The sequence below is a fragment of the Sphingomonas sp. 66-10 genome (assembly GCF_001897045.1).
Taxonomy (GTDB): domain Bacteria; phylum Pseudomonadota; class Alphaproteobacteria; order Sphingomonadales; family Sphingomonadaceae; genus Sphingomonas; species Sphingomonas lycopersici.
On record NZ_MKRR01000168.1, the window covers coordinates 3,515 to 22,659 of the forward strand.

The 19,145-nt window shown below is 67.0% G+C and carries 17 protein-coding genes; 7 read left to right on the forward strand and 10 right to left on the reverse strand.

Annotation, left to right across the window (positions count from 1 at the left end; genetic code table 11):
• The 7 genes from BGN95_RS26485 to BGN95_RS26515 all read right to left on the reverse strand — a co-directional run.
• On the reverse strand, positions 1-1,193 hold a 1,193-nt coding region (locus BGN95_RS26485; protein ID WP_286774558.1), incomplete at its 3' end, for an alkaline phosphatase family protein.
• Between the two features lie 187 nt (positions 1,194-1,380).
• Positions 1,381-2,481, reverse strand: a complete 1,101-nt coding sequence (ychF, locus tag BGN95_RS26490; RefSeq protein WP_265269109.1) for a redox-regulated ATPase YchF — start codon at positions 2,479-2,481, stop codon at positions 1,381-1,383.
• A 79-nt stretch (positions 2,482-2,560) separates the two neighbouring features.
• Positions 2,561-4,372: a hypothetical protein gene (locus tag BGN95_RS26495; protein WP_286774559.1), complete on the reverse strand. Its 1,812-nt coding sequence runs from the start codon at positions 4,370-4,372 to the stop codon at positions 2,561-2,563.
• A gap of 115 nt (positions 4,373-4,487) precedes the next feature.
• On the reverse strand, positions 4,488-5,069 hold the full coding sequence (locus tag BGN95_RS26500) for a TIGR02466 family protein (RefSeq protein WP_286774560.1): 582 nt from the start codon (positions 5,067-5,069) through the stop codon (positions 4,488-4,490).
• 2 nt (positions 5,070-5,071) lie between these two features.
• Complete coding sequence (pth, locus tag BGN95_RS26505) at positions 5,072-5,641, reverse strand: aminoacyl-tRNA hydrolase (protein WP_265269112.1); 570 nt, start codon at positions 5,639-5,641, stop codon at positions 5,072-5,074.
• 81 nt (positions 5,642-5,722) lie between these two features.
• Positions 5,723-6,346 (reverse strand): 50S ribosomal protein L25/general stress protein Ctc, encoded by a 624-nt coding sequence (locus BGN95_RS26510; protein WP_179510833.1) that lies wholly within the window; start codon positions 6,344-6,346, stop codon positions 5,723-5,725.
• A 231-nt stretch (positions 6,347-6,577) separates the two neighbouring features.
• On the reverse strand, positions 6,578-7,474 hold the full coding sequence (locus tag BGN95_RS26515; RefSeq protein WP_286774561.1) for a TraB/GumN family protein: 897 nt from the start codon (positions 7,472-7,474) through the stop codon (positions 6,578-6,580).
• 129 nt (positions 7,475-7,603) lie between these two features.
• Here BGN95_RS26515 and BGN95_RS26520 point away from each other — a divergent pair, with 129 nt between their 5' ends.
• The 5 genes from BGN95_RS26520 (at position 7,604) to BGN95_RS26540 (ending at position 14,605) form a co-directional block, all read left to right on the forward strand.
• Complete coding sequence (locus BGN95_RS26520) at positions 7,604-8,473, forward strand: glycine--tRNA ligase subunit alpha (RefSeq protein WP_265269114.1); 870 nt, start codon at positions 7,604-7,606, stop codon at positions 8,471-8,473.
• Positions 8,470-10,737 carry a glycine--tRNA ligase subunit beta gene (gene glyS, locus BGN95_RS26525; protein WP_286774563.1) on the forward strand — a complete coding sequence of 756 codons (2,268 nt, stop codon included), beginning with the start codon at positions 8,470-8,472 and terminating at the stop codon, positions 10,735-10,737. The genes BGN95_RS26520 and glyS overlap by 4 nt, the downstream gene beginning before the upstream one ends.
• Positions 10,738-10,810: 73 nt before the next feature.
• On the forward strand, positions 10,811-13,483 hold the full coding sequence (gene ppdK / locus BGN95_RS26530; RefSeq protein WP_286774564.1) for a pyruvate, phosphate dikinase: 2,673 nt from the start codon (positions 10,811-10,813) through the stop codon (positions 13,481-13,483).
• 25 nt (positions 13,484-13,508) lie between these two features.
• The gene (locus BGN95_RS26535; RefSeq protein ID WP_265313280.1) at positions 13,509-14,078 is read left to right on the forward strand and encodes a DUF1214 domain-containing protein; all 570 of its coding nucleotides are present in this window, start codon (positions 13,509-13,511) and stop codon (positions 14,076-14,078) included.
• The gene (locus tag BGN95_RS26540) at positions 14,078-14,605 is read left to right on the forward strand and encodes a DUF1254 domain-containing protein (protein WP_286774565.1); all 528 of its coding nucleotides are present in this window, start codon (positions 14,078-14,080) and stop codon (positions 14,603-14,605) included. Before BGN95_RS26535 ends, BGN95_RS26540 begins: the two co-directional genes overlap by 1 nt.
• 105 nt (positions 14,606-14,710) lie before the next feature.
• Here BGN95_RS26540 and BGN95_RS26545 read toward each other — a convergent pair whose 3' ends face one another.
• On the reverse strand, positions 14,711-15,601 hold the full coding sequence (locus BGN95_RS26545) for a prephenate dehydratase (RefSeq protein WP_265269119.1): 891 nt from the start codon (positions 15,599-15,601) through the stop codon (positions 14,711-14,713).
• A gap of 107 nt (positions 15,602-15,708) precedes the next feature.
• Between BGN95_RS26545 and BGN95_RS26550 the strand changes: the two genes are divergently transcribed.
• Positions 15,709-16,374 carry a c-type cytochrome gene (locus BGN95_RS26550; RefSeq protein WP_179510841.1) on the forward strand — a complete coding sequence of 222 codons (666 nt, stop codon included), beginning with the start codon at positions 15,709-15,711 and terminating at the stop codon, positions 16,372-16,374.
• 214 nt (positions 16,375-16,588) lie between these two features.
• Here BGN95_RS26550 and BGN95_RS26555 read toward each other — a convergent pair whose 3' ends face one another.
• Both BGN95_RS26555 and BGN95_RS26560 read right to left on the reverse strand, forming a co-directional pair.
• The gene (locus BGN95_RS26555) at positions 16,589-17,461 is read right to left on the reverse strand and encodes an LOG family protein (protein WP_265269120.1); all 873 of its coding nucleotides are present in this window, start codon (positions 17,459-17,461) and stop codon (positions 16,589-16,591) included.
• Positions 17,462-17,471: 10 nt separating this feature from the next.
• Positions 17,472-18,101 carry an extensin family protein gene (locus tag BGN95_RS26560; RefSeq protein WP_286774581.1) on the reverse strand — a complete coding sequence of 210 codons (630 nt, stop codon included), beginning with the start codon at positions 18,099-18,101 and terminating at the stop codon, positions 17,472-17,474.
• A 281-nt stretch (positions 18,102-18,382) separates the two neighbouring features.
• Here BGN95_RS26560 and BGN95_RS26565 point away from each other — a divergent pair.
• On the forward strand, positions 18,383-19,145 hold a 763-nt coding region (locus tag BGN95_RS26565), incomplete at its 3' end, for a phosphoserine transaminase (protein WP_286774566.1).

Below are 19,145 nucleotides of genomic sequence, written 5' to 3' on the forward strand. Positions count from 1 at the left end.
AATAAGGGCGCGACATCAACATTGTCGAATATCGGCAATGTCTTGCCCCGCGCGAACGCCGGGCCATTGGCGATGAACAAAGCGCGCATATCGGCCTGTTCATTGTCATAGCCGTGCTCGCCGCGGGTGAAGGGCTTGGCGGGCGCGGTCTTCATCGTCACCCAGCCGTCCTCGGCGAGACAGAAATAGGGCGGGACGCGGACGTTGGCGCCATAATGGAGACGCGCGGGAATCTCCGCCTTGCGCCAGCATTGCAGATGGGCGTGCGGCTTGAGCAATGTCGCCTCCACCGCCTGCTCGTGGCCCGCAACCGGGACGAAGCTGGCATAAGGCCCCGATTCGATGATCCGCGCGTCGGCCGGGCCGATCAGCTGGTCGAGCGCGATCACGCGATTGTTGCTGGTTTCGGCCATGCCGTGATCGGCGACGATCACCAGATTGGCGGGCTGACCCAGCTCGGCGAGCCCCGCGACGAGATCGCCGATCGCGCGATCGACCTCGCCCACCGCCGCGGTCACCTTGTCGCTCGCGGGGCCATATTCGTGCCCGGCGGTGTCCACGGTATCGAAATAGAGCGTCACGAACCCCGGTCGCGTCGCGGCGGGGCGGCGCAACCAGTCGATCACCGCGCGGACGCGATTCTCGTCGGGCATTTGCTGGGTGAATTGCTGCCAGTCGGTCGGGCGGGTGCCGCCGACGACCTTATACGGCCACGCGCTCCCCCGCGTCCCGCCCCAGCCGACCGCAGAGCCGGGCCAGAACATCGCCGCGGTGTGGATGCCGGCCTTTTCCGCGGTCACCCAGATCGGCTCGGCAGTGTTCCACCAGAACGGGTCGTCATTGGCCATCGTGAACAATTCGCCGGGGCGGGCGGGGTCTTCCATATTATTGGCGACGATGCCGTGGCGATCGGGGCGCAGCCCGGTGACCAATGTCCAGTGATTGGGAAAGGTCTTCGACGGGAAGGACGGCCGCATCGCCGCCGACACCCCGCCCGCGGCGAGCCGCGACAGGTTCGGGCTGGCGCCGCGATCGAGATAATCGGGGCGGAAGCCGTCGATCGAGACGAGGATGGTGACCGGCGCGCGCCGCTCCGCCGCCGGTTGCGCGGCAGCGACGGGAGCGGGCGTGGGGGCTGTGGCGCAGCCGCCAAGGGCCACGAGCGCGGCGAGCGCGAGCAAACGAACGATCATAATGAAGCGCTTACGCCCGACAGATGACAGGCGGAAGGCGGAAATCGCGGCGTACCCGAGACGCGCGCTTAAAGCGTTACGGTCCACCCCCCGTTCGCCCTGAGCTTGTCGAAGGGCGTCCTGCCGTTCGTGAGTTAGGGCCGCCCTTCGACAAGCTCAGGGCGAACGGGGGAAGACAGTGAACCTATTAAACGTTGAACCGGAACAGCATCACGTCGCCGTCCTGGACGACATATTCCTTGCCTTCCTGGCGCAGCTTGCCCGCCTCGCGCGCACCGGCTTCGCCGCCGAGCGTGACATAATCGTCATAGGCGATCGTTTCGGCGCGGATGAACCCGCGTTCGAAATCGGTGTGGATCACCCCGGCGGCCTGCGGCGCCTTCGCCCCGGCCTCGACCGTCCAGGCGCGTGCCTCCTTTGGCCCGACGGTGAAGAAGGTGAGGAGATGCAGCAATTTGTATCCAGCGCGGATCACGCGGGCGAGCCCGGTTTCGCCCAGCCCCAGCTCGGCGAGGAACTCGCCGCGATCCTCGACCGGCATCGTCGCGATCTCGGCCTCGATCGCAGCGGAGACGACTACCGCCTCGGCGCCCTCGGCCGCGGCCTTTTCGAACACCCGCGCCGAATGCGCATTGCCGTTGGCGGCATTCGCTTCCTCGACGTTGCAGACGTAGAGCACCGGCTTGGCGGTGAGCAATTGCGCCTGCGCGAAGACCCGCGCTTCCTCCACATCCTTGGGCTGGGTCAGCCGCGCCGGTTTGCCGTCGCGTAGCAGATCGAGCGCCTGGCCGAGCACGCTGGCGGCGATCTTCGCTTCCTTGTCGCCCGACTGGCCCTTCTTGACGAAATTGGGCACGCGCTTTTCGAGGCTTTCGAGATCGGCGAGCATCAATTCGGTCTCGACCGTCTCGGCATCGGCGATCGGATCGACCTTGCCCTCGACATGCGTCACGTCGCCGTCCTCGAAGCAGCGCAGGACGTGGACGATCGCGTCGACCTCGCGGATATTGCCGAGGAACTGATTGCCGAGCCCCTCGCCCTTGGAGGCGCCGCGCACCAGCCCGGCGATGTCGACGAAGGCGAGTTGCGTCTCGATGATCTTGGCCGAGCCCGCAACCGCGGCCAATTTGTCGAGCCGCGGATCGGGGACGCCGACATTGCCGACATTGGGCTCGATCGTGCAGAACGGATAATTCGCGGCCTGCGCCGCCGCCGTTTCGGTCAGCGCGTTAAAGAGGGTGGACTTGCCCACATTGGGCAGGCCCACGATGCCGCAACGGAAACCCATGTTCGTTCCTCAAGGTATAGGGGACGCGGGCGCCGTACAGCCTATGCCCGCGTCGCGCCACCCCGAGGCCCGAGTTTCCTCACCGCCCGCCGTGCGGGTTTTCGCGATGCGGCGCCGGGCGCTGCGGCTCGGGGCGGGGGGCAGGGCGCGATTCCGCGTGTTGCACCGCACGGGCCTGCGCCTGTTGCGCACGGGCGGCTTCGGCCTGCTGGCGACGCTGCGCCATCTCCTGCGCGCGCGCCTGCTGCTGTTCGGCACGCGCAGCCTGCTGTTCGCGCTGCACATTGGCGCGTTCGATGCGGGCCTGCTGCTGCTCGCGTTGCGCCGTTGCACGCTCCGCGCGCATCTGCTGCTCGCGCTCGGCTCGCGCGGCCTGTTGCTCGCGCTGGGCGGCGGCGCGTTCCTGCTGCTGTTGCATCCGCGCGGCTTGCTGCTCGCGTTGCATCGTCACGCGCTCGCTGCGGACCTGCTGGTCCCGCTGCGCACGAGCCGCTTGCTGCTCGCGCTGCGCGACGAGGCGCTGCTGTTGCTGCTGGGCGCGGGCTGCCTGCTGCTCGCGTTGCGCGGCGACACGTTGCTGTTGCTGCTGGATCCGCGCCGCCTGCTGTTCGCGCTGGATCGCCACGCGTTCGGTGCGCGCCTGTTGCGCGCGCTGTGCATTGGCCTGCGCCTGCTGACGCTGCGCGAGGATACGCTCGTTCTGCTGCTGGCGGGCGGCCTGCGCCTGTTGCTGGCGGGCGAGCGCGGCCTGCTGCTGCATCTCGCGCTGCTGCCCGGCCTGGAAGCTGCGCGCCTGCGCCTGTTCGCGCGCGGCAAAGGCGCGCTGCTGTTGCTGCTGCAGCGCCTGCTCGCGCTGGAGCCGCACCGTATTGGCCTGTTGCGCCTGCATCAATTGCTGCTGCTGCTGGCGATGGAGCTGCGCATTGTGCGCGATCAGCGCCCCGGCGGCGACCGCCGCGCCGCCGGCGACGGTGGCGGCAACCGGGGTGAAGCGATGCGGATCGCGCGCCCATGAGGCCTGCTGCCATTGCGCCGGAATTGCGCGTGGCGGCGGCGCGGCGCGGAAGCCCTGCGCCTGCCAGGCGTCGAAACGCTGCTGATCGATGCGGCGGCGCGCCTGCTCGGCCTGCCAGTGGCGTTGCGCGGCGGCATCCTGTTGCGCGTAATTCACCCACAAGGGCTGGCGCGATCGGGCCGCGTCCCAGCGTTGCTGCTGGTTGAAGTAATTGATGCGGTAATTGGTCCAGTTCTGGACGTTGATCGAAATCCGGTCGCCGCGCGACGCACGCCATAGATCGCGCCCGCGGACGAGATAGCGCGAGGCATAGACCACCTGCGGCCCATAATCCTCCCACGGCACGATATCCCCGCCCGCGTCATAGACCACTGCGAGCTGCCCATTGTCATAACCGTAGGAATAATAAGGATCCCGGACGAAATACGGCTGTTCCTCGCCGGGCTGGTAATAATAAGTGCGATAGCCGCCGGAGACCGGCTCGGCGAAGACGAGCGAATCGTCATAGCCCTCCCATGCCCAGGGCTGGACCCCGGCATAGTCGAAGCCGTAATCCGGGGGCGCCTCGCCCAAAGCGTCGGAGAATCGGGAGGCCGCGTCGGCATAGGCATATTCGGCCCCGCGGCGCGGATCGTGCACCCGCACCGTGCGGATCGGGCGGGTGTCGGGCAGCGCGGCGGCGGCCGGCGCGGGGGCTGGGGGCGGCGCGGCGATATCGGTCATCGGCAAGGTCGCGGGCAGCGTCGGCAGCGGCGCGGCGGCGCTTTGGTAGTCGAGCAGCGCCTGATTGGCGTTGGGGGTGCGGTTGCACCCGGCGACGGCGAGCGCGGCAAGCGCCACCGTCGTGCTCAGATGCGAAATGCGAAATCCGGCCATGGCATCACGACTCCATCCATCCCGGTAAGTCGGTTTGGATAACGCATCGGTGATGAACCGGTTCTGGGTCGCCGGTTCATCCGGGAGCAATTTGCCCTCCGCGCCCCGGCCCGGCCTAGCTATAATTGAAGCTGATGCTGATCCGCGGTTCCTTGGCGTCGCTCGGCATCACTTCGTGGCGCAGCCAGCTCTCCCACAGGAACACGCTACCCCGCGCCGGCTCGGCATAGACGAAGGTATCGGGGCGCAAGGGCGCGGCCATCAGCAGCGGCAGCCGCGGGTCCTCCAGCTTGAGCGCGCCCGAACCCGGCGGCACCGCGACGTAGAAGGTGCCCGAAATCGCGCTATGCGGGTGGATATGCCCGCTATGCGTCGCGTGGCGCTGCATGACATTGACCCACAGGCTGTCGAGCCGCAGCCGCCGCCCGCCCAGATCGAGCTGCAATTCCTCCGCAAAGGCCGCGACATGCCGGTCGAGCTTGCGCTTGAGCGCGGCAAAGGCGGGATCGCGCGCCGGCAGGTCGTTGAGCGAGGCATAGCTGGTATAGCCGCGATAGCCGTTGGCACGCGACCACGCCCGGCCCGCGCGATCGTCCTGCGCCAGCTGCAGCGCGGATTGCTCGAGCTCGGCGATCAGCGCGTCATCGTCGATCTGGCCCTCGTAGAACAATGTCGGGAACAAGGCGCGGACCGGCATGATTATTCCCCCAGCCGCAGCGCGACATCGTTCATGAACCGCGCATCGTCGCCCGCGGCGAGCAGCGGCGCCTCCGCCGCGATCGCGCCGAGCAGGTCGCTCAGCGGCTCGATTTCGCTCTTGGCATAATTGCCGAGAACGTGCCCCGTCACGCGATCCTTATGCCCCGGATGCCCGATGCCGATCCGCACGCGGCGGAAATCGGGGCCGAGGTGGCGGTCGATCGAGCGCAGCCCGTTATGCCCCGCGGTGCCCCCGCCGGTCTTCACCTTGACGCGGAACGGCGCGAGATCGAGCTCGTCGTGGAACACGGTCAGCGCGTCGGTGCCGAGCTTGTAGAAGCGCAACGCCTCGCCGACGCTGCGGCCGCTTTCGTTCATGAAGGTCGCGGGCTTCAGGAGCAGGATCTTGTCCGATCCCAGCCGGCCTTCCTGCAGCCAGCCCTGGAATTTCTTGCTCGTCGGGCCGAAGCCGTGCACCTCGGCGATCGCGTCGAGCGCCATGAAGCCGATATTGTGCCGGTGCATCGCATATTGCGGCCCGGGATTGCCCAGCCCCACCCACAATTGCATGATTTCACCCTCCCGACATGAAACGGGCGGGGGACGTTGCCGTCACCCCGCCCGAAACTGGCTATCAACCGAGGCGACGGATTACTCCGCCTTGTCGGCCTCGCCCTCGTCCTCGGCAGCAGCTTCAGCCGCGCCTTCCGACGACTTGAGCGCCGACGGCGCAACGATCGTCGCGATCGTGAAATCGCGGTCGTCGATCGCCGAGGCGGTGCCCTTGGGCAGCGTCACATGCGAGATGTGGATCGATTCGCCCACGTCGAAGCCCTTGAGCGAGATCGTGATCTCGGCCGGGATCTCCGCCGCGTCGCACACCAGCTCCAGCTCGTGGCGAACGATGTTGAGCACGCCGCCCTTCTTCAGGCCGGGCGCGGCTTCCTCATCGGCGAACACCACCGGGACAGCGACCGTCACCTTGGCGTGCGCGCTGATGCGCAGGAAGTCGACATGGACCGGACGATCGGTCACCGGATGGAAATGCACGTCCTTCGGCAGCGTCCGCTCGCCGTTGACCATGATCACCGAGTTCATGAAATGCCCGGTGCCCAGCGCCTTCACCAGCGCCTTCTCCTCGAGGTGAATCGAGGTCGGTTCCTTGTTCTGGCCGTAAATGACGGCGGGGACGCGGCCGTTGCGACGCAGATCACGGGAGGCTCCCTTGCCAACCCGATCACGCGTCTCGGCTGCGAGCGTCAGCGTGTCGCTCATTGCAGTATCTCCGAAACGAATAAGGTTCATCTCCCGCCACGCCTCCAGGGATGACCATGACGGGAAGCCGGCGCGCTTAGCGGGAGATGGGACGAAAATCAACAATGGCGCTTCCACCCCGGCGAAGGGGCACCCCGCAAAGTAATACTTTGCGGGGACCACGAAGGCCCGGGTCCAGCATCGGGCCGGTCGTAACTGGACCCCGGCCTTCGCCGGGGTGGTAACGGATGGTCAGTAGCGAATCCGCACTGCCTTGAGCCTGTAGCGCTGCAGCTGATCCTGCACGCTCCCCGGCCCGGCGAGGTGGCCAGCGCCGACCGCGATGAACACCGTCCCCGGTTTCTTCATCCGCTCGGCGATCCAGCCGGCCCATTGTTTGTTGCGGTTGATCAGCAGTGTCTCGGCCACCTCGGGGGTATCCTTGAGCGAGGCGTTCATCTCCTTGGCCAGCTCGTCCGGCCGCCCGGCCGCCCAGTCGGCGACCATCTTGTCCATATTCTCCTGCGCCTTGGGCAGTTCGTCGATCGTCGAGGCGAGCAAGTCGACCTGTCCTTTGTGCGACAATTTGTCGAACAGCGACATCTGCCCCTCGAAGGTCTCCAGCCCCATCACCTGCTTGTGCTGCGCCTTGGCCGCGCGGGTCAGGATGCCTTCGGGGCCGTTGGCGGGATCATAGCCGAGCTTTTCCAAGGGCAGGATCGACAGGCTGATCGCGGCGAACCACGGCCGCATCCGATCATATTGCGCGAGCGGCAGCCCGTTGTCCTGCAGCGCCTTGGCAAAGGCGGGGCGCTTCTCGGCGGGCAATTGCTCGCTCAGCGTCGGCCCGTCGAGCGCGAACGCCTTGGACAGCACGACCTTCTGCTGCGTCGCCTGATCGGGCTCGACCATTTCGAGCACCAATGTCCCCGATTTGTCGAACGCCTTCTTCACCGCCTCGTCGAACCACGAGAGCCCGGGTTTCAGCACATGGATCGTGCCGAACAGATAGATCGTGGTATCCTTGTCCTTCACCACCCACAGAGCGGGATCGGCATCCTTGGCCGCGACCGGCGCGGGCTGGGCGCAGGCGGGAAGGGCAAAGGCAAGGCCAAGCGTGGCGAATGCGGCGGTGACGGATCGGAACAACGCGGGCTACCTCGTGGCGAGAGCGGGACAATGTGATTTACGCATAGACTTGCCTGTTGGCGAGCCATCCGTCATGGCCCGCGCGCGATGAACACGAGGTCAACAGACGCGCCGCTCTCCTTCCAGGACATGATCCTGCGCCTCCATCATTATTGGAGCGAGCGCGGATGCGTGATCCTGCAGCCCTATGACATGCGGATGGGCGCCGGCACCTTCCACCCCGCCACCACGTTGCGCGCGCTGGGGCCGGAGACGTGGAACGCCGCCTTCGTCCAGCCCAGCCGCCGCCCGACCGACGGCCGCTACGGCGAAAATCCCAACCGGCTGCAGCATTATTACCAATATCAGGTGATCCTGAAGCCGAGCCCGCCCGATCTCCAGCAGCTCTATCTCGGCAGCCTCGCCGCGATCGGGGTGGACATGAGCGTCCACGACATCCGCTTCGTCGAGGACGATTGGGAAAGCCCGACGCTCGGCGCCTGGGGGCTCGGCTGGGAAGTCTGGTGCGACGGGATGGAGGTGACCCAGTTCACCTATTTCCAGCAGATGGGCGGGTTCGATTGCAAGCCGGTGGCGGGCGAGCTGACCTACGGGCTCGAACGGCTGGCGATGTACATCCAGAATGTCGATAACGTGTACGACTTGCGCTTCAACGACGCGGGTGTCAGCTATGGCGACATCTTCCTCGAAAACGAGCGGCAGATGTCGACGTGGAATTTCGAGGTCGCCAATACCGACGCTCTGTTCGATCTTTTCCGCAAGGCGGCGGCCGAATGCGAGAATGCGCTGGCGGCCAAGCTGCCGATCGCGGCCTATGAGCAAGCGATCGAGGCGAGCCATATCTTCAACCTGCTCAACGCGCGCGGCGTGATCTCGGTCGCGGAGCGCCAGGCCTATATCGGCCGCGTGCGCGATCTCGCCAAGGCGAGCTGCGCAGCGTGGATCGAGAAGAACACGCCGCAATGGCAAGAAAAATATCCCGATTGGACCGCGGCGTGACCGATTTCCTGCTCGAACTCCGCTCGGAGGAAATCCCGGCGCGCATGCAGGCCAAGGCGCGCGACGATCTCGCGCGGCTGTTCGCTGCCGAACTCGCGCAATCGGGCATCGCCGCCGCCGCGACGGTGACCTATGCCACCCCGCGCCGCCTCGCGCTGATCCTGCGCGATCTGCCGCACGCGACCGAGGCGGTGCGCGAGGAAGTGAAGGGCCCGCGCAGCTCGGCACCGCCGCAGGCGCTCGAAGGCTTTCTGCGCAAGACCGGGCTGACCCGCGATCAGCTCGAGGAGCGCGACGGGGTGTTCTTCGCGGTGACCGAACGCCCCGGCCGCGCGACTGCCGAGGTGCTCGCCGCGGCGATCCCGGCGGTGATCCGCGCGTTTCCGTGGCCGAAGTCGATGCGCTGGGGCGCGACCTCGCGCTCGACCGAATCGCAGCGCTGGGTGCGCCCGCTGCACGGCATCGTCGCGTTGTTCGGCGGGGAGATCGTGCCGGTCTCGGTCGCCGGGGTGGAGAGCGGGGCGGCGACGCTCGGGCATCGTTTCCATCATCCGGGCGCGATCACGATCGGCTCGGCGGCGGATTATGTCGAGAAACTGCGCGCCGCGCATGTCATCGTCGATCAGGACGAGCGGATGGCGCTGATCCGCACCCGCGCCGCCGCGCTGGCGCGCGAGGCGGGGCTGGAACTGATCGAGGACGAGGGGCTGGTCGCCGAGAATGCCGGGCTGACCGAATGGCCGGTGCCGTTGCTCGGCCGCTTCGATGCGGCGTTCCTCGAAGTGCCGCCCGAAGTGATCCAGCTCACCGCGCGGGTGAACCAGAAATATTTCGTCTGCCGCTCGGCCGACGGGAAGCTCGCCAATGCCTTCGTCTGCACCGCCAATATCGCCGCGAGCGACGGCGGGGCGAAGATCGTTGAGGGCAACCGCAAGGTGCTCGCCGCACGGCTCGCCGATGCGCGCTTCTTCTACGACACCGATTTGAAGGTGCCGCTGGAGGAGCAGGCGAAGAAGCTCGAAAAGATCGTCTTCCACGAAAAGCTCGGCACGGTGGCCGACAAGGTCGAACGCGTCGCCAAGCTGGCGCGCTGGCTGGTGGAAGAAGGCATCGTCGGACCCTCCGGTAACCACCCCGGCGAAGGCCGGGGTCCAGCATCGGGCGGCTCGCAACTGGACCCCGGCCTTCGCCGGGGTGGTGAGGAGGGGCGCGCGGCACTCGCCGACATGGCCGAACGCGCCGCGCGGCTGGCCAAGGCCGATCTCGTCACCGGGATGGTCGGCGAATTCCCCGAGCTTCAGGGGCTGATGGGCGGCTATTACGCCGCCGCGCAGGGCGAACCGCGCGCGGTCGCCGAGGCGATCCGCGATCACTACAAGCCGGTCGGGCAGGGCGATTATGTGCCGACCGCGCCGGTGACGGTGGCGGTGTCGTTGGCGGATAAGCTGGATACGCTGGCGGCATTTTTCTACATTGCGGAAACGCCGACCGGTTCCCGTGATCCGTTCGCGCTACGGCGTGCCGCACTGGGAGCGATCCGCCAAATCACCGAAGAGCGCCTGCGCCTGCGACTTCTGCCTATTTTGGAAAGGCAGATGGAGTTGGTTCAGCTTTCGGTTGAGGGCGTTGAACGAAAGCGGCTCGAGAAATTGCGCGAGCAAGCTGAAGTCGAATCTGAAACGCTTGTCATCACCGTCGGACGCTCGACGAAGAAGCACCCGACGAGCAGTGAAGAGTTCGATAGTTGTGCGTGGTTGCTCCTCGATTTCTTCGCCGACCGTCTCAAGGTCCAGCAACGCGAAGCCGGCGTGCGCCACGACCTCATCGATGCGGTATTCGCGCTCGGCGGCGAGGACGATCTCGTCCGCCTGCTCGCGCGCGTCCACGCGCTGCAATCGTTCATCGGCACCGACGACGGCGCCAACCTGCTCGCCGGGTACAAGCGCGCCGCGAACATCCTCAAGAAAGAGGGCGTCGAAACCGCAGAGTGGAAGCCGCTCAGCTACACCCCCGAATCCGATGAGGCGGCGCTGATCGCGGCGCTCGATGCGGCTGAGCCGGCCGCCGCCGATGCGGTGGCGAATGAGGATTTCGAGGCGGCGATGGCCGCGCTCGCCACGTTGCGCGCGCCGATCGATGCCTTCTTCGAGACGGTGACGGTCAATGACGCCGATCCCGCCAGGCGCGACGCTCGCCTCGCGCTGCTTGCGCGGGTCCGTGCTGCAGTGCACAGCGTCGCCGATTTTTCGCGAATCGAGGGATAACGCTGCCGCCGCGCCGCTTATTTCGACATATTTTTTCGCGCCCGCCGCGAAACAGGCACTTAGAGGGTTGATCATGACGCAATACGTCTATCGGTTCGGTGGTGGTGTTTCCGATGGGGGCAAGGGCGACAAATTTCTGCTCGGGGGCAAGGGCGCCAATCTGGCGGAAATGGCCTCGATCGGCCTGCCCGTCCCGCCGGGCTTCACCATCTCGACCGAGATGTGCACGCGTTATTACGAGGACGGCGAGCAATTCCCCGACTCGCTGCGCGAGGAAGTCGCCAAGGGCATCGCGCATATCGAGGCGGTGACCGGCAAGAAATTCGGCGATGCCTCGGCCGACGGCGCCGGGCCGCTGCTCGTCTCGGTCCGCTCGGGCGCGCGCGTGTCGATGCCGGGGATGATGGATACCGTGCTCAACCTCGGGCTCAACGACGCGACCGTCGAGGGGCTGGCCAAGGTGTCGGGCGACGAGCGTTTCGCGTGGGACAGCTATCGCCGCTTCATCCAGATGTATTCGGACGTGGTGCTCGAACTGGATCACGGCGCGTTCGAAGAGGCGCTCGAGATCGCGAAGGAAGACAAGGGCTTCACCCTCGATACCGAGATGGGCGCGGCCGATTGGAAGGCGCTGGTCGCCGAATATAAGCGGCTCGTCGAGGCGGAATGGGGCAAGCCCTTCCCGCAGGACGTCCATGATCAATTGTGGGGCGCGGTCGGCGCCGTGTTCGGTTCGTGGCAGTCGGAGCGCGCCAAGGTCTACCGCCGGCTCAACGACATTCCGGGCGACTGGGGCACCGCGGTCAATGTCCAGGCGATGGTGTTCGGCAATATGGGCGACACCTCGGCGACCGGGGTGGCGTTCACCCGCGATCCCTCGACCGGCGACAATGCCTATTATGGCGAATTCCTCATCAACGCGCAGGGCGAGGACGTGGTGGCGGGGATCCGCACGCCGCAATATCTGACGCTTGCCGCGCGCGAGGCCGCAGGGGCCAAGGCCGCCTCGATGGAAGAGGCGATGCCGACGGTCTATGCCGAGCTCGCCGCCGTCTTCGACCGGCTCGAAAACCATTATCGCGACATGCAGGACATCGAGTTCACCGTCGAGGCGGGGAAGCTGTGGATGCTCCAGACGCGCTCGGGCAAGCGCACCGCCAAGGCCGCGCTCAAGATCGCGGTCGAGATGGCCGACGCCGGGTTGATCACGCGCGAGGAAGCGATCGCGCGGGTCGATCCGCAGGCGCTCGATCAGTTGCTCCACCCGACGCTCGATCCCGAAGCGACCCGCGACGTGTTGACCAAGGGGCTGCCCGCCTCGCCGGGCGCGGCGAGCGGCGCGGCGGTGTTCGACGCCGATACCGCCGAGCGCTGGGCGGCGGACGGCAAGGCGGTGATCCTGCTGCGCACCGAAACCTCGCCCGAGGATATCCACGGCATGCATGCGGCGAAGGGCATCCTCACCGCGCGCGGCGGGATGACCAGCCACGCCGCGGTCGTTGCGCGCGGCATGGGCCGTCCCTGCGTTTCGGGCGCGGGCGCCTTGTCGATCGATGCCAAGGCGAAGATCGCGCGGGTCGGCGGGCGCGAGGTGAGGGAAGGCGAGATCGTCACGATCGACGGCACCACCGGCGAGGTGATGGCGGGCGAGGTCGCGACGATCCAGCCCGAGCTGGCCGGCGATTTCGGCACCTTGATGGAATGGGCCGATGCGGTGCGCCGCCTCAAGGTCCGCGCCAATGCCGAAACCCCGCTCGATTGCCGCACCGCGCGCGATTTCGGCGCCGAAGGGGTGGGGCTGTGCCGCACCGAGCATATGTTCTTCGACGCTGCGCGGATCACCGCGGTGCGCCAGATGATCCTCGCCGCCGACGAGGCCGGGCGCCGCGTCGCGCTGGACAAATTGCTGCCGGAACAGCGCAAGGATTTCATCGAGATCTTCGAGGTGATGGCCGGCTTGCCGGTGACGATCCGGTTGCTCGATCCGCCGCTCCACGAATTCCTGCCGCATGAGGAAGCCGAATTCGCCGAGGTCGCCGCGGCGGCCGGGGTCGATGTCGAGACGCTCAAGCGTCGCGCGGCCGAGCTGCACGAATTCAACCCGATGCTCGGGCATCGCGGGTGCCGGCTCGGGGTGACCTATCCCGAAATCTACGAGATGCAGGCGCGCGCGATCTTCGAGGCGGCGCTCGACGTCGCCGCCAGGTCCGGCCAGGCGCCGATCCCCGAGGTGATGATCCCATTGGTCGCGACCAGGCGCGAGCTGGAACTGATGAAGGCGGTGGTCGATCGCACCGCGCAGGCGGTGTTCGCCGAGCGCGGCGCCAAGGTCGATTATCTCGTCGGGACGATGATCGAATTGCCGCGCGCCGCGCTGCGCGCCGCCGAGATCGCCGAGGCGGGCGAATTCTTCTCGTTCGGCACCAATGATTTGACCCAGACCACGCTCGGGGTCAGCCGCGACGATGCCGCGCGCTTCCTGACGACCTATGTCGAAAAGGGCATTTACGCCAAGGACCCGTTCGTCAGCCTCGATGTCGAGGGCGTCGGCGAACTCGTCCAGCTTGCCGCCGAGCGCGGGCGCTCGACCCGGCCGGGGATCAAGCTCGGCATCTGCGGCGAACATGGCGGCGATCCGGCGTCGATTGCGTTCTGCGAGACGGTGGGGCTGGATTACGTGTCCGCCTCGCCCTATCGTGTGCCGATCGCGCGGCTGGCGGCGGCCCAGGCGGCGCTGAGAAAATAAGGCCGCACGACGTAAGGAGCGCCGCATGAAGCCTTTGGTCCGCTATCTCGTCCTGGGTGTCGTGGGCGTGGTGGCGGGGCTGGGCAGCGCGATCTACACCGTGCGCGCCGGCGCGCTCGGCTCCAACGTGCAGATCGGCCCGTGGACGACGGGGATGGATTTCGGCACCGCCGACCAGAGCATGCGTACCCGCGCGGTCGTCGCGCTGCGCGGGCTGCTCGCGCTCCCGGCGCGCGAGGCGCGTTATTACACCGCGAGCGTCGACGACGCCGGACGGCCGCTCAACGGGCGGTGCAGCTATCGCATCACCGGCGGGCAATTGCCGGGGCGGTGGTGGAGCCTGACCTTGTATGACAGCGCCGGCTATCTCACCGGCGGCGGCCCCTATTCGGTGGAAAGCGCGGCGATTCCGGCGGAAAATCAGGCGCGCTGGACGGTGCTCGTCTCGCCGGTACGCCAGCAGGGGCTGTGGCTTCCGACCGCGGGGCTCAAGCATTTCGACCTGACCTTGCGCACCTATCTCCCGCCCGACGAGGGCAGGACCAACCCGGCGCGCGACCAATTACCCAGCATCCGGCAGGAGGCATGCTCATGATGCAGCGCTGGATCGGGCCGCTGATCGTCGGGGTGGTGCTGGCGATCGCCGCTTATTTCGTCACGCTTTCGCGCAGCCCGCAGACCCTGATGTCGGCGGCGGTGTCCCGGATGGAAAGGCTCGGCGGGATCAACACCTTCGGGCATATGCCGCTCGCGACGGACAAATCGCGCGCGGTGGTGCGGCCGAGCCCGGATCTCGCTTATTCGGCCTGCCCGTTCGATCTGTCGAAGGGGCCGCTGGCGATCAGCGTCGTGCCGGTCCCGGCGAATTACTGGTCGCTGTCGGTGTTCCAGGCCAATACCGACGTCGCGTTCGTCCGCAACAATATCGAGGGGCGCGGCCAGCCGATGCAGGTCGTCGTCGCGCAGGAGGGGCAGGCGACCCCGGCGGGCGCGGCGGTGGTGCGGGTGAAGGGCGGGCGCGGCGTGGCGCTGATCCGCATCCTCGTCGACGATCCCGCGCGCTTCCCCGCGATCGACGCGGCGCGGCGCGGATCGAGCTGCAAGGCGATCGCGGCGGGGTAGTTCCTTGTATCCCCGCGAAAGCGGGAATCCAGGGGCCAAGAGCTTCAACGCCGTAGGGGCTCCTGGATCCCCGCCTTCGCGGGGCCACAAGGTGACGGTTGCGGCTTAACCCCGCTCGCGCGCCTGCTTATAGGTGCCGAGCACGCGCAGCCATTTGGAGTGGAAGCCCAATTCCTCCATCGCGCGATCGAACGCCTCGTCGCCCGGGCGGCCCACCACATCGGCGTAGAATTCGGTCGCGGCGAAGCTGCCGCCGCGTTGATAGCTTTCCAGCTTGGTCATATTGACCCCGTTGGTCGCGAACCCGCCCATCGCCTTGTAGAGCGCGGCGGGGATGTTCTTCACCTCGAAGATGAAGGTCGTCATCCACGGCCCGTCGCCCACCGCCGGGCGCCCGCCGCGTGCGAGGATCACGAAACGCGTCGTATTGTGATCGGCATCGGCGATATCGTTGGCGAGCAGCTTGAGCCCGTAGATATCCGCCGCCGGGGGCGGGGCGAGCGCGGCGGTGGTCGCCTCGCCGATCTCCGCCACCATCGCGGCGGCGCCGGCGGTGTCGGGATAGGCGAGCGGCTGGATATCGTGCGCCTTGAGCCAGTGGCGGCATTGCCCGAGCGCCTGCGGATGGCTCATCGCCTCGCGCACCTCGTCGCGCGTGCCCAGCCCCATCAGCGCGTAGCGGATCGGCAGGAAATGCTCGCCGGTGATCACCAGCCCCGATTCGGGGAGCAGGAAGTGGATGTCGGCGACGCGGCCGTGCAGCGAATTTTCGATCGGGATGATCGCATGCGCGGCGCGGCCTTCCTTCACCGCGTCGATCGCATCCTCGAACGCGAAGCACGGCAGCGGCAATCCGTCGGGAAAGGCTTCCCGCGCCGCGACATGGCTGTTGGCGCCCGGCGCGCCCTGAAAGGCGACCGCGCGCTCGGGATCGGCGGCGGCGGCCGCGGTCATGGCGGCGACGATCGGGCGGGCGGGGGCGGCGAAATTCTCCATCGCGGCGCGCGTTAGCGGAGGTTTGTTTCGGACGCAAAGCGCCGCTTGCGGTCGCTGGCGGGCTTTTCTATGGGGTTCGAGATAAATTTCAGGGGCGGTTTCGCGATATGAATGATCGTAACAACACCATTGCGGGCTGGGTGCTGGCGGCGTGTGGCGCTGCGCTGGGGTTGTCGATCGTCGGCGGGATGATCTTCCATTCCGAACATGTCGAGAAATTCGGCTATCCGGTCGAAGCGGCCGACGACACCGGCGGCGCCGGCGGTGAGGCCGCGGCGGTGCCGATCGCGGCGCTGCTGCCCAAGGCGGACGCGGCCAAGGGTGCGGAAGTGTTCAAGAAGTGCGCCGCTTGCCACACCGTCAATCAGGGCGGCGCGAACGGCATCGGCCCGAATCTCTATGGCACGCTGGGCGAGGGCGTTGCCGAGGGCAAGGCGGGCTTCGCTTTCTCCGACGCGCTCAAGAAGGTCGGCGGCAAGTGGGACTTCGACAAGATGAACGCGTGGCTCACCAGCCCGCGTAAGTTCGCCCCCGGCACCAAGATGACCTTCGCCGGCCTGTCCAAGCCGGAGGATCGCGCCGACGTGATCCTGTATCTCAACACCCAGGGCTCGAACCTGCCGCTGCCGGCCGCGCCGGCTGCCGACGCCAAGGCCGATGCGGGCAAGGCGGGGGCCGCGCCGGCCAATGCCGCGGCGCCGGCCGAGGCGGGTGCCGCGCCCGCCAATGCGGCTGCGCCGGCCGCCGAATCGGCTGCGCCTGCTAAGAAGTAAGCGCCCGCGCGAAAATCCGGTGTCCCCGCGAAAGCGGGGACCCAGAGGCCAAGAGCCGCAACGTTAGTGATTGCGGCTTCTGGGTCCCCGCTTTCGCGGGGACACAAAAGGTCTTAGCACTCCGCCCTGCCACCCCGGGGAAGGCCGGGGTCCAGCATCTGGCTGCTCCGTAACTCGACCCCGGCCTTCGCCGGGGTGGTTAGTTTCCGGCCCGTCAGACCTTCGGCGTCTGTTCCTGATAGAAGCGCTGGACGACCGACCAGCCTTCCGCCGCGGTTTCGACATAGGTGAAGATGTCGAGATCCTTCTCGGACACTACGCCTTCCTCGACCAACGCGTCGAAATTGACGACGCGCTGCCAGAATTCGCGGCCGAACAGCAGCACCGGGATGCGCGCGATCTTGCCGGTCTGGATCAGCGTCAGCAGCTCGAACAATTCGTCGAACGTGCCGAACCCGCCCGGGAAAGCCGCCAGCGCGCGCGCGTGGAGCAGAAAGTGCATCTTCCTGAGCGCGAAATAGTGGAACTGCATGCTCAGGCTGGGCGTCACATAAGGATTCGGCGCCTGTTCGTGCGGCAGCACGATATTGAGCCCGATCGAATCGGCATGGACGTCCGTCGCGCCGCGATTCGCCGCCTCCATGATCGAGGGGCCGCCGCCCGAGCAGACGACGAAATGCCGCCGCCCTGATTCGTCGCGCGGAAAGTTGCTCGCCAGCCGCGCCAGCTCGCGCGCCATTTCGTAATAATGCGATTTGGCGACGAGCCGCTCGGCGATGCGCCGACCCTTTTCGTCGGTCGCGAGATCGAGCAGCGCCTGCGCCTTGTCCGGCTCGGGGATGCGCGCCGAGCCGTAGAAGACGAAGGTCGACCCGATATGCGCCTCGTCGAGCAGCAATTGCGGCTTCAGCAGCTCGAGCTGGAAGCGCACCGGGCGGAGATCCTCGCGCAGCAGGAAATCCATGTCCTGAAAGGCGAGGCGATAGGCCGGGTTTTCGGTTTGTGGGGTGGAGATGCTCTCCCTGGCGGTCTCGGCGTCCTGTTTCGCGCGCGGAAAGACCCGGGCTGGTACTCGTGTTTCTGTCATTCCCGTCGAATTAGCGGCAAAATGTTGCGCGGTCATCCTCAAGGTGCAGGTGATCGCGATGCGCGGTGTTGTAATCGGGGGACAGCACGGTGCCGAAGCGCTTGCACGCCGATGCGTGGACGGTGCGGAGGAACTGGCGGACCTGCGGATCGGGCGAGTTCCAATCCTCGGCGATGCTGATTCGCCGCCCGTCCTTCAGTTCGAACGCGCCGACATCGATCGCATTGCCGATCGAATGCCCCGATCGCCGCGCGGTGCCCGCGACGTTGCGGCACGAATAGCTTCCCATGCTCTGGATTCGCGCGAGTTCGCTGCCGAGGATCTGATAGGCCGCCGGCCCTACCGCATTGCGCGCCCAGCCGGCATAGGTGCGCGCCTCGCCGCAGCGCACCGCGCCGAGATTGGTGGTCGGCACCCCGACGTCGAGCAGTTTGACCGTGCCGATGATCGCGCAGCCGGGGCCGAACTGACGGTCGGGCAGCGGCTCGAATTCGACCCCGAGCGCGCGCAGATCGGCGAAACATTGCGCGGTCTCGCGCTCGGACGGGCCGATGACGGGCTGATAGGCCGGGCGGGAGCGCGGCGAGACCGGGCGTTCGGTGCGCCCGCAACCGGCAAGCGTCAGCGCGATCAGCGCCATGACCGTCACGGCGCCCCCGCGCCGACGCCCGCCTTTCCCCACGCTCCGCACGGATGAAGTTACTGCGCTTGCGCGGGATTCGCGGCAAGCGAGAGGGGATGAAGCGAATCGTTTATGGGGCGGCACGAGTCGAGTGACGCCGCCCCCTGTCCCCGCCTTCGCGGGGAAACAAAGAAAGTTTCGCAAATAATCCCCGTTGCCAGCCTCCCGTCACATCGCTAGGGCCGTCGACGGGCCACGCGGTCCCAACGCCGCGCGTGCTCTCTGCAAGGAGAGTTACATTGACTGATACGCTCGTTACCGGCGCCCAAGCTGCGCCTGCCAAGCCCGCCACCCGGCCGGCTCGTCCCCATTTTTCTTCCGGTCCCTGCGCCAAGCCTCCGGGCTGGGATGCGGCGAAGCTGAACGTCGAGGTGCTCGGCCGTTCGCATCGCTCGAAGCTGGGCAAGACGCGGCTGCAATATTGCATCGATCTGATGCGCGAATTGCTCCGCCTGCCCGATACGCATCGCATCGGCATCGTCCCCGGTTCGGATACCGGCGCGTTCGAAATGGCGATGTGGACGATGCTGGGTGCGCGCCCGGTGACGACGCTCGCTTGGGAAAGCTTCGGTGAAGGTTGGGTCACCGATGCGGCCAAGCAGCTCAAGCTCGATCCGAACGTGATCCGCGCCGATTACGGCCAGCTTCCCGATCTTGCGCAGGTCGATTTCAGCCATGACGTGCTATTCACCTGGAACGGCACCACCAGCGGCGTGCGCGTGCCGAACGGCGACTGGATCGCCGCCGACCGCGAGGGGCTGACCTTCGCCGACGCGACCTCCGCGGTGTTCGCTTACGACCTGCCGTGGGACAAGATCGATGTCGCGACCTTCTCGTGGCAGAAGGTGCTCGGCGGGGAGGGCGCGCATGGCGTGCTGATCCTCGGCCCGCGCGCGGTCGAACGGCTCGAAACCTACACCCCGGCGTGGCCGCTGCCGAAGGTCTTCCGCCTCGTGTCCAAGGGCAAGCTCGCCGAGGGCGTGTTCAAGGGCGAGACGATCA

Coding starts and splice junctions, on each gene's coding strand:
- ychF (WP_265269109.1), bottom strand. CDS start 2,481: ATGGGTTTCCGTTGCGGCATCGTGGGCCTGCCCAATGTGGGCAAGTCC.
- BGN95_RS26495 (WP_286774559.1), bottom strand. CDS start 4,372: ATGGCCGGATTTCGCATTTCGCATCTGAGCACGACGGTGGCGCTTGCC.
- BGN95_RS26500 (WP_286774560.1), bottom strand. CDS start 5,069: ATGCCGGTCCGCGCCTTGTTCCCGACATTGTTCTACGAGGGCCAGATC.
- pth (WP_265269112.1), bottom strand. CDS start 5,641: ATGCAATTGTGGGTGGGGCTGGGCAATCCCGGGCCGCAATATGCGATG.
- BGN95_RS26510 (WP_179510833.1), bottom strand. CDS start 6,346: ATGAGCGACACGCTGACGCTCGCAGCCGAGACGCGTGATCGGGTTGGC.
- BGN95_RS26520 (WP_265269114.1), top strand. CDS start 7,604: ATGATCCTGCGCCTCCATCATTATTGGAGCGAGCGCGGATGCGTGATC.
- ppdK (WP_286774564.1), top strand. CDS start 10,811: ATGACGCAATACGTCTATCGGTTCGGTGGTGGTGTTTCCGATGGGGGC.
- BGN95_RS26535 (WP_265313280.1), top strand. CDS start 13,509: ATGAAGCCTTTGGTCCGCTATCTCGTCCTGGGTGTCGTGGGCGTGGTG.
- BGN95_RS26540 (WP_286774565.1), top strand. CDS start 14,078: ATGCAGCGCTGGATCGGGCCGCTGATCGTCGGGGTGGTGCTGGCGATC.
- BGN95_RS26545 (WP_265269119.1), bottom strand. CDS start 15,601: ATGGAGAATTTCGCCGCCCCCGCCCGCCCGATCGTCGCCGCCATGACC.
- BGN95_RS26550 (WP_179510841.1), top strand. CDS start 15,709: ATGAATGATCGTAACAACACCATTGCGGGCTGGGTGCTGGCGGCGTGT.
- BGN95_RS26555 (WP_265269120.1), bottom strand. CDS start 17,461: ATGACAGAAACACGAGTACCAGCCCGGGTCTTTCCGCGCGCGAAACAG.
- BGN95_RS26560 (WP_286774581.1), bottom strand. CDS start 18,101: ATGGCGCTGATCGCGCTGACGCTTGCCGGTTGCGGGCGCACCGAACGC.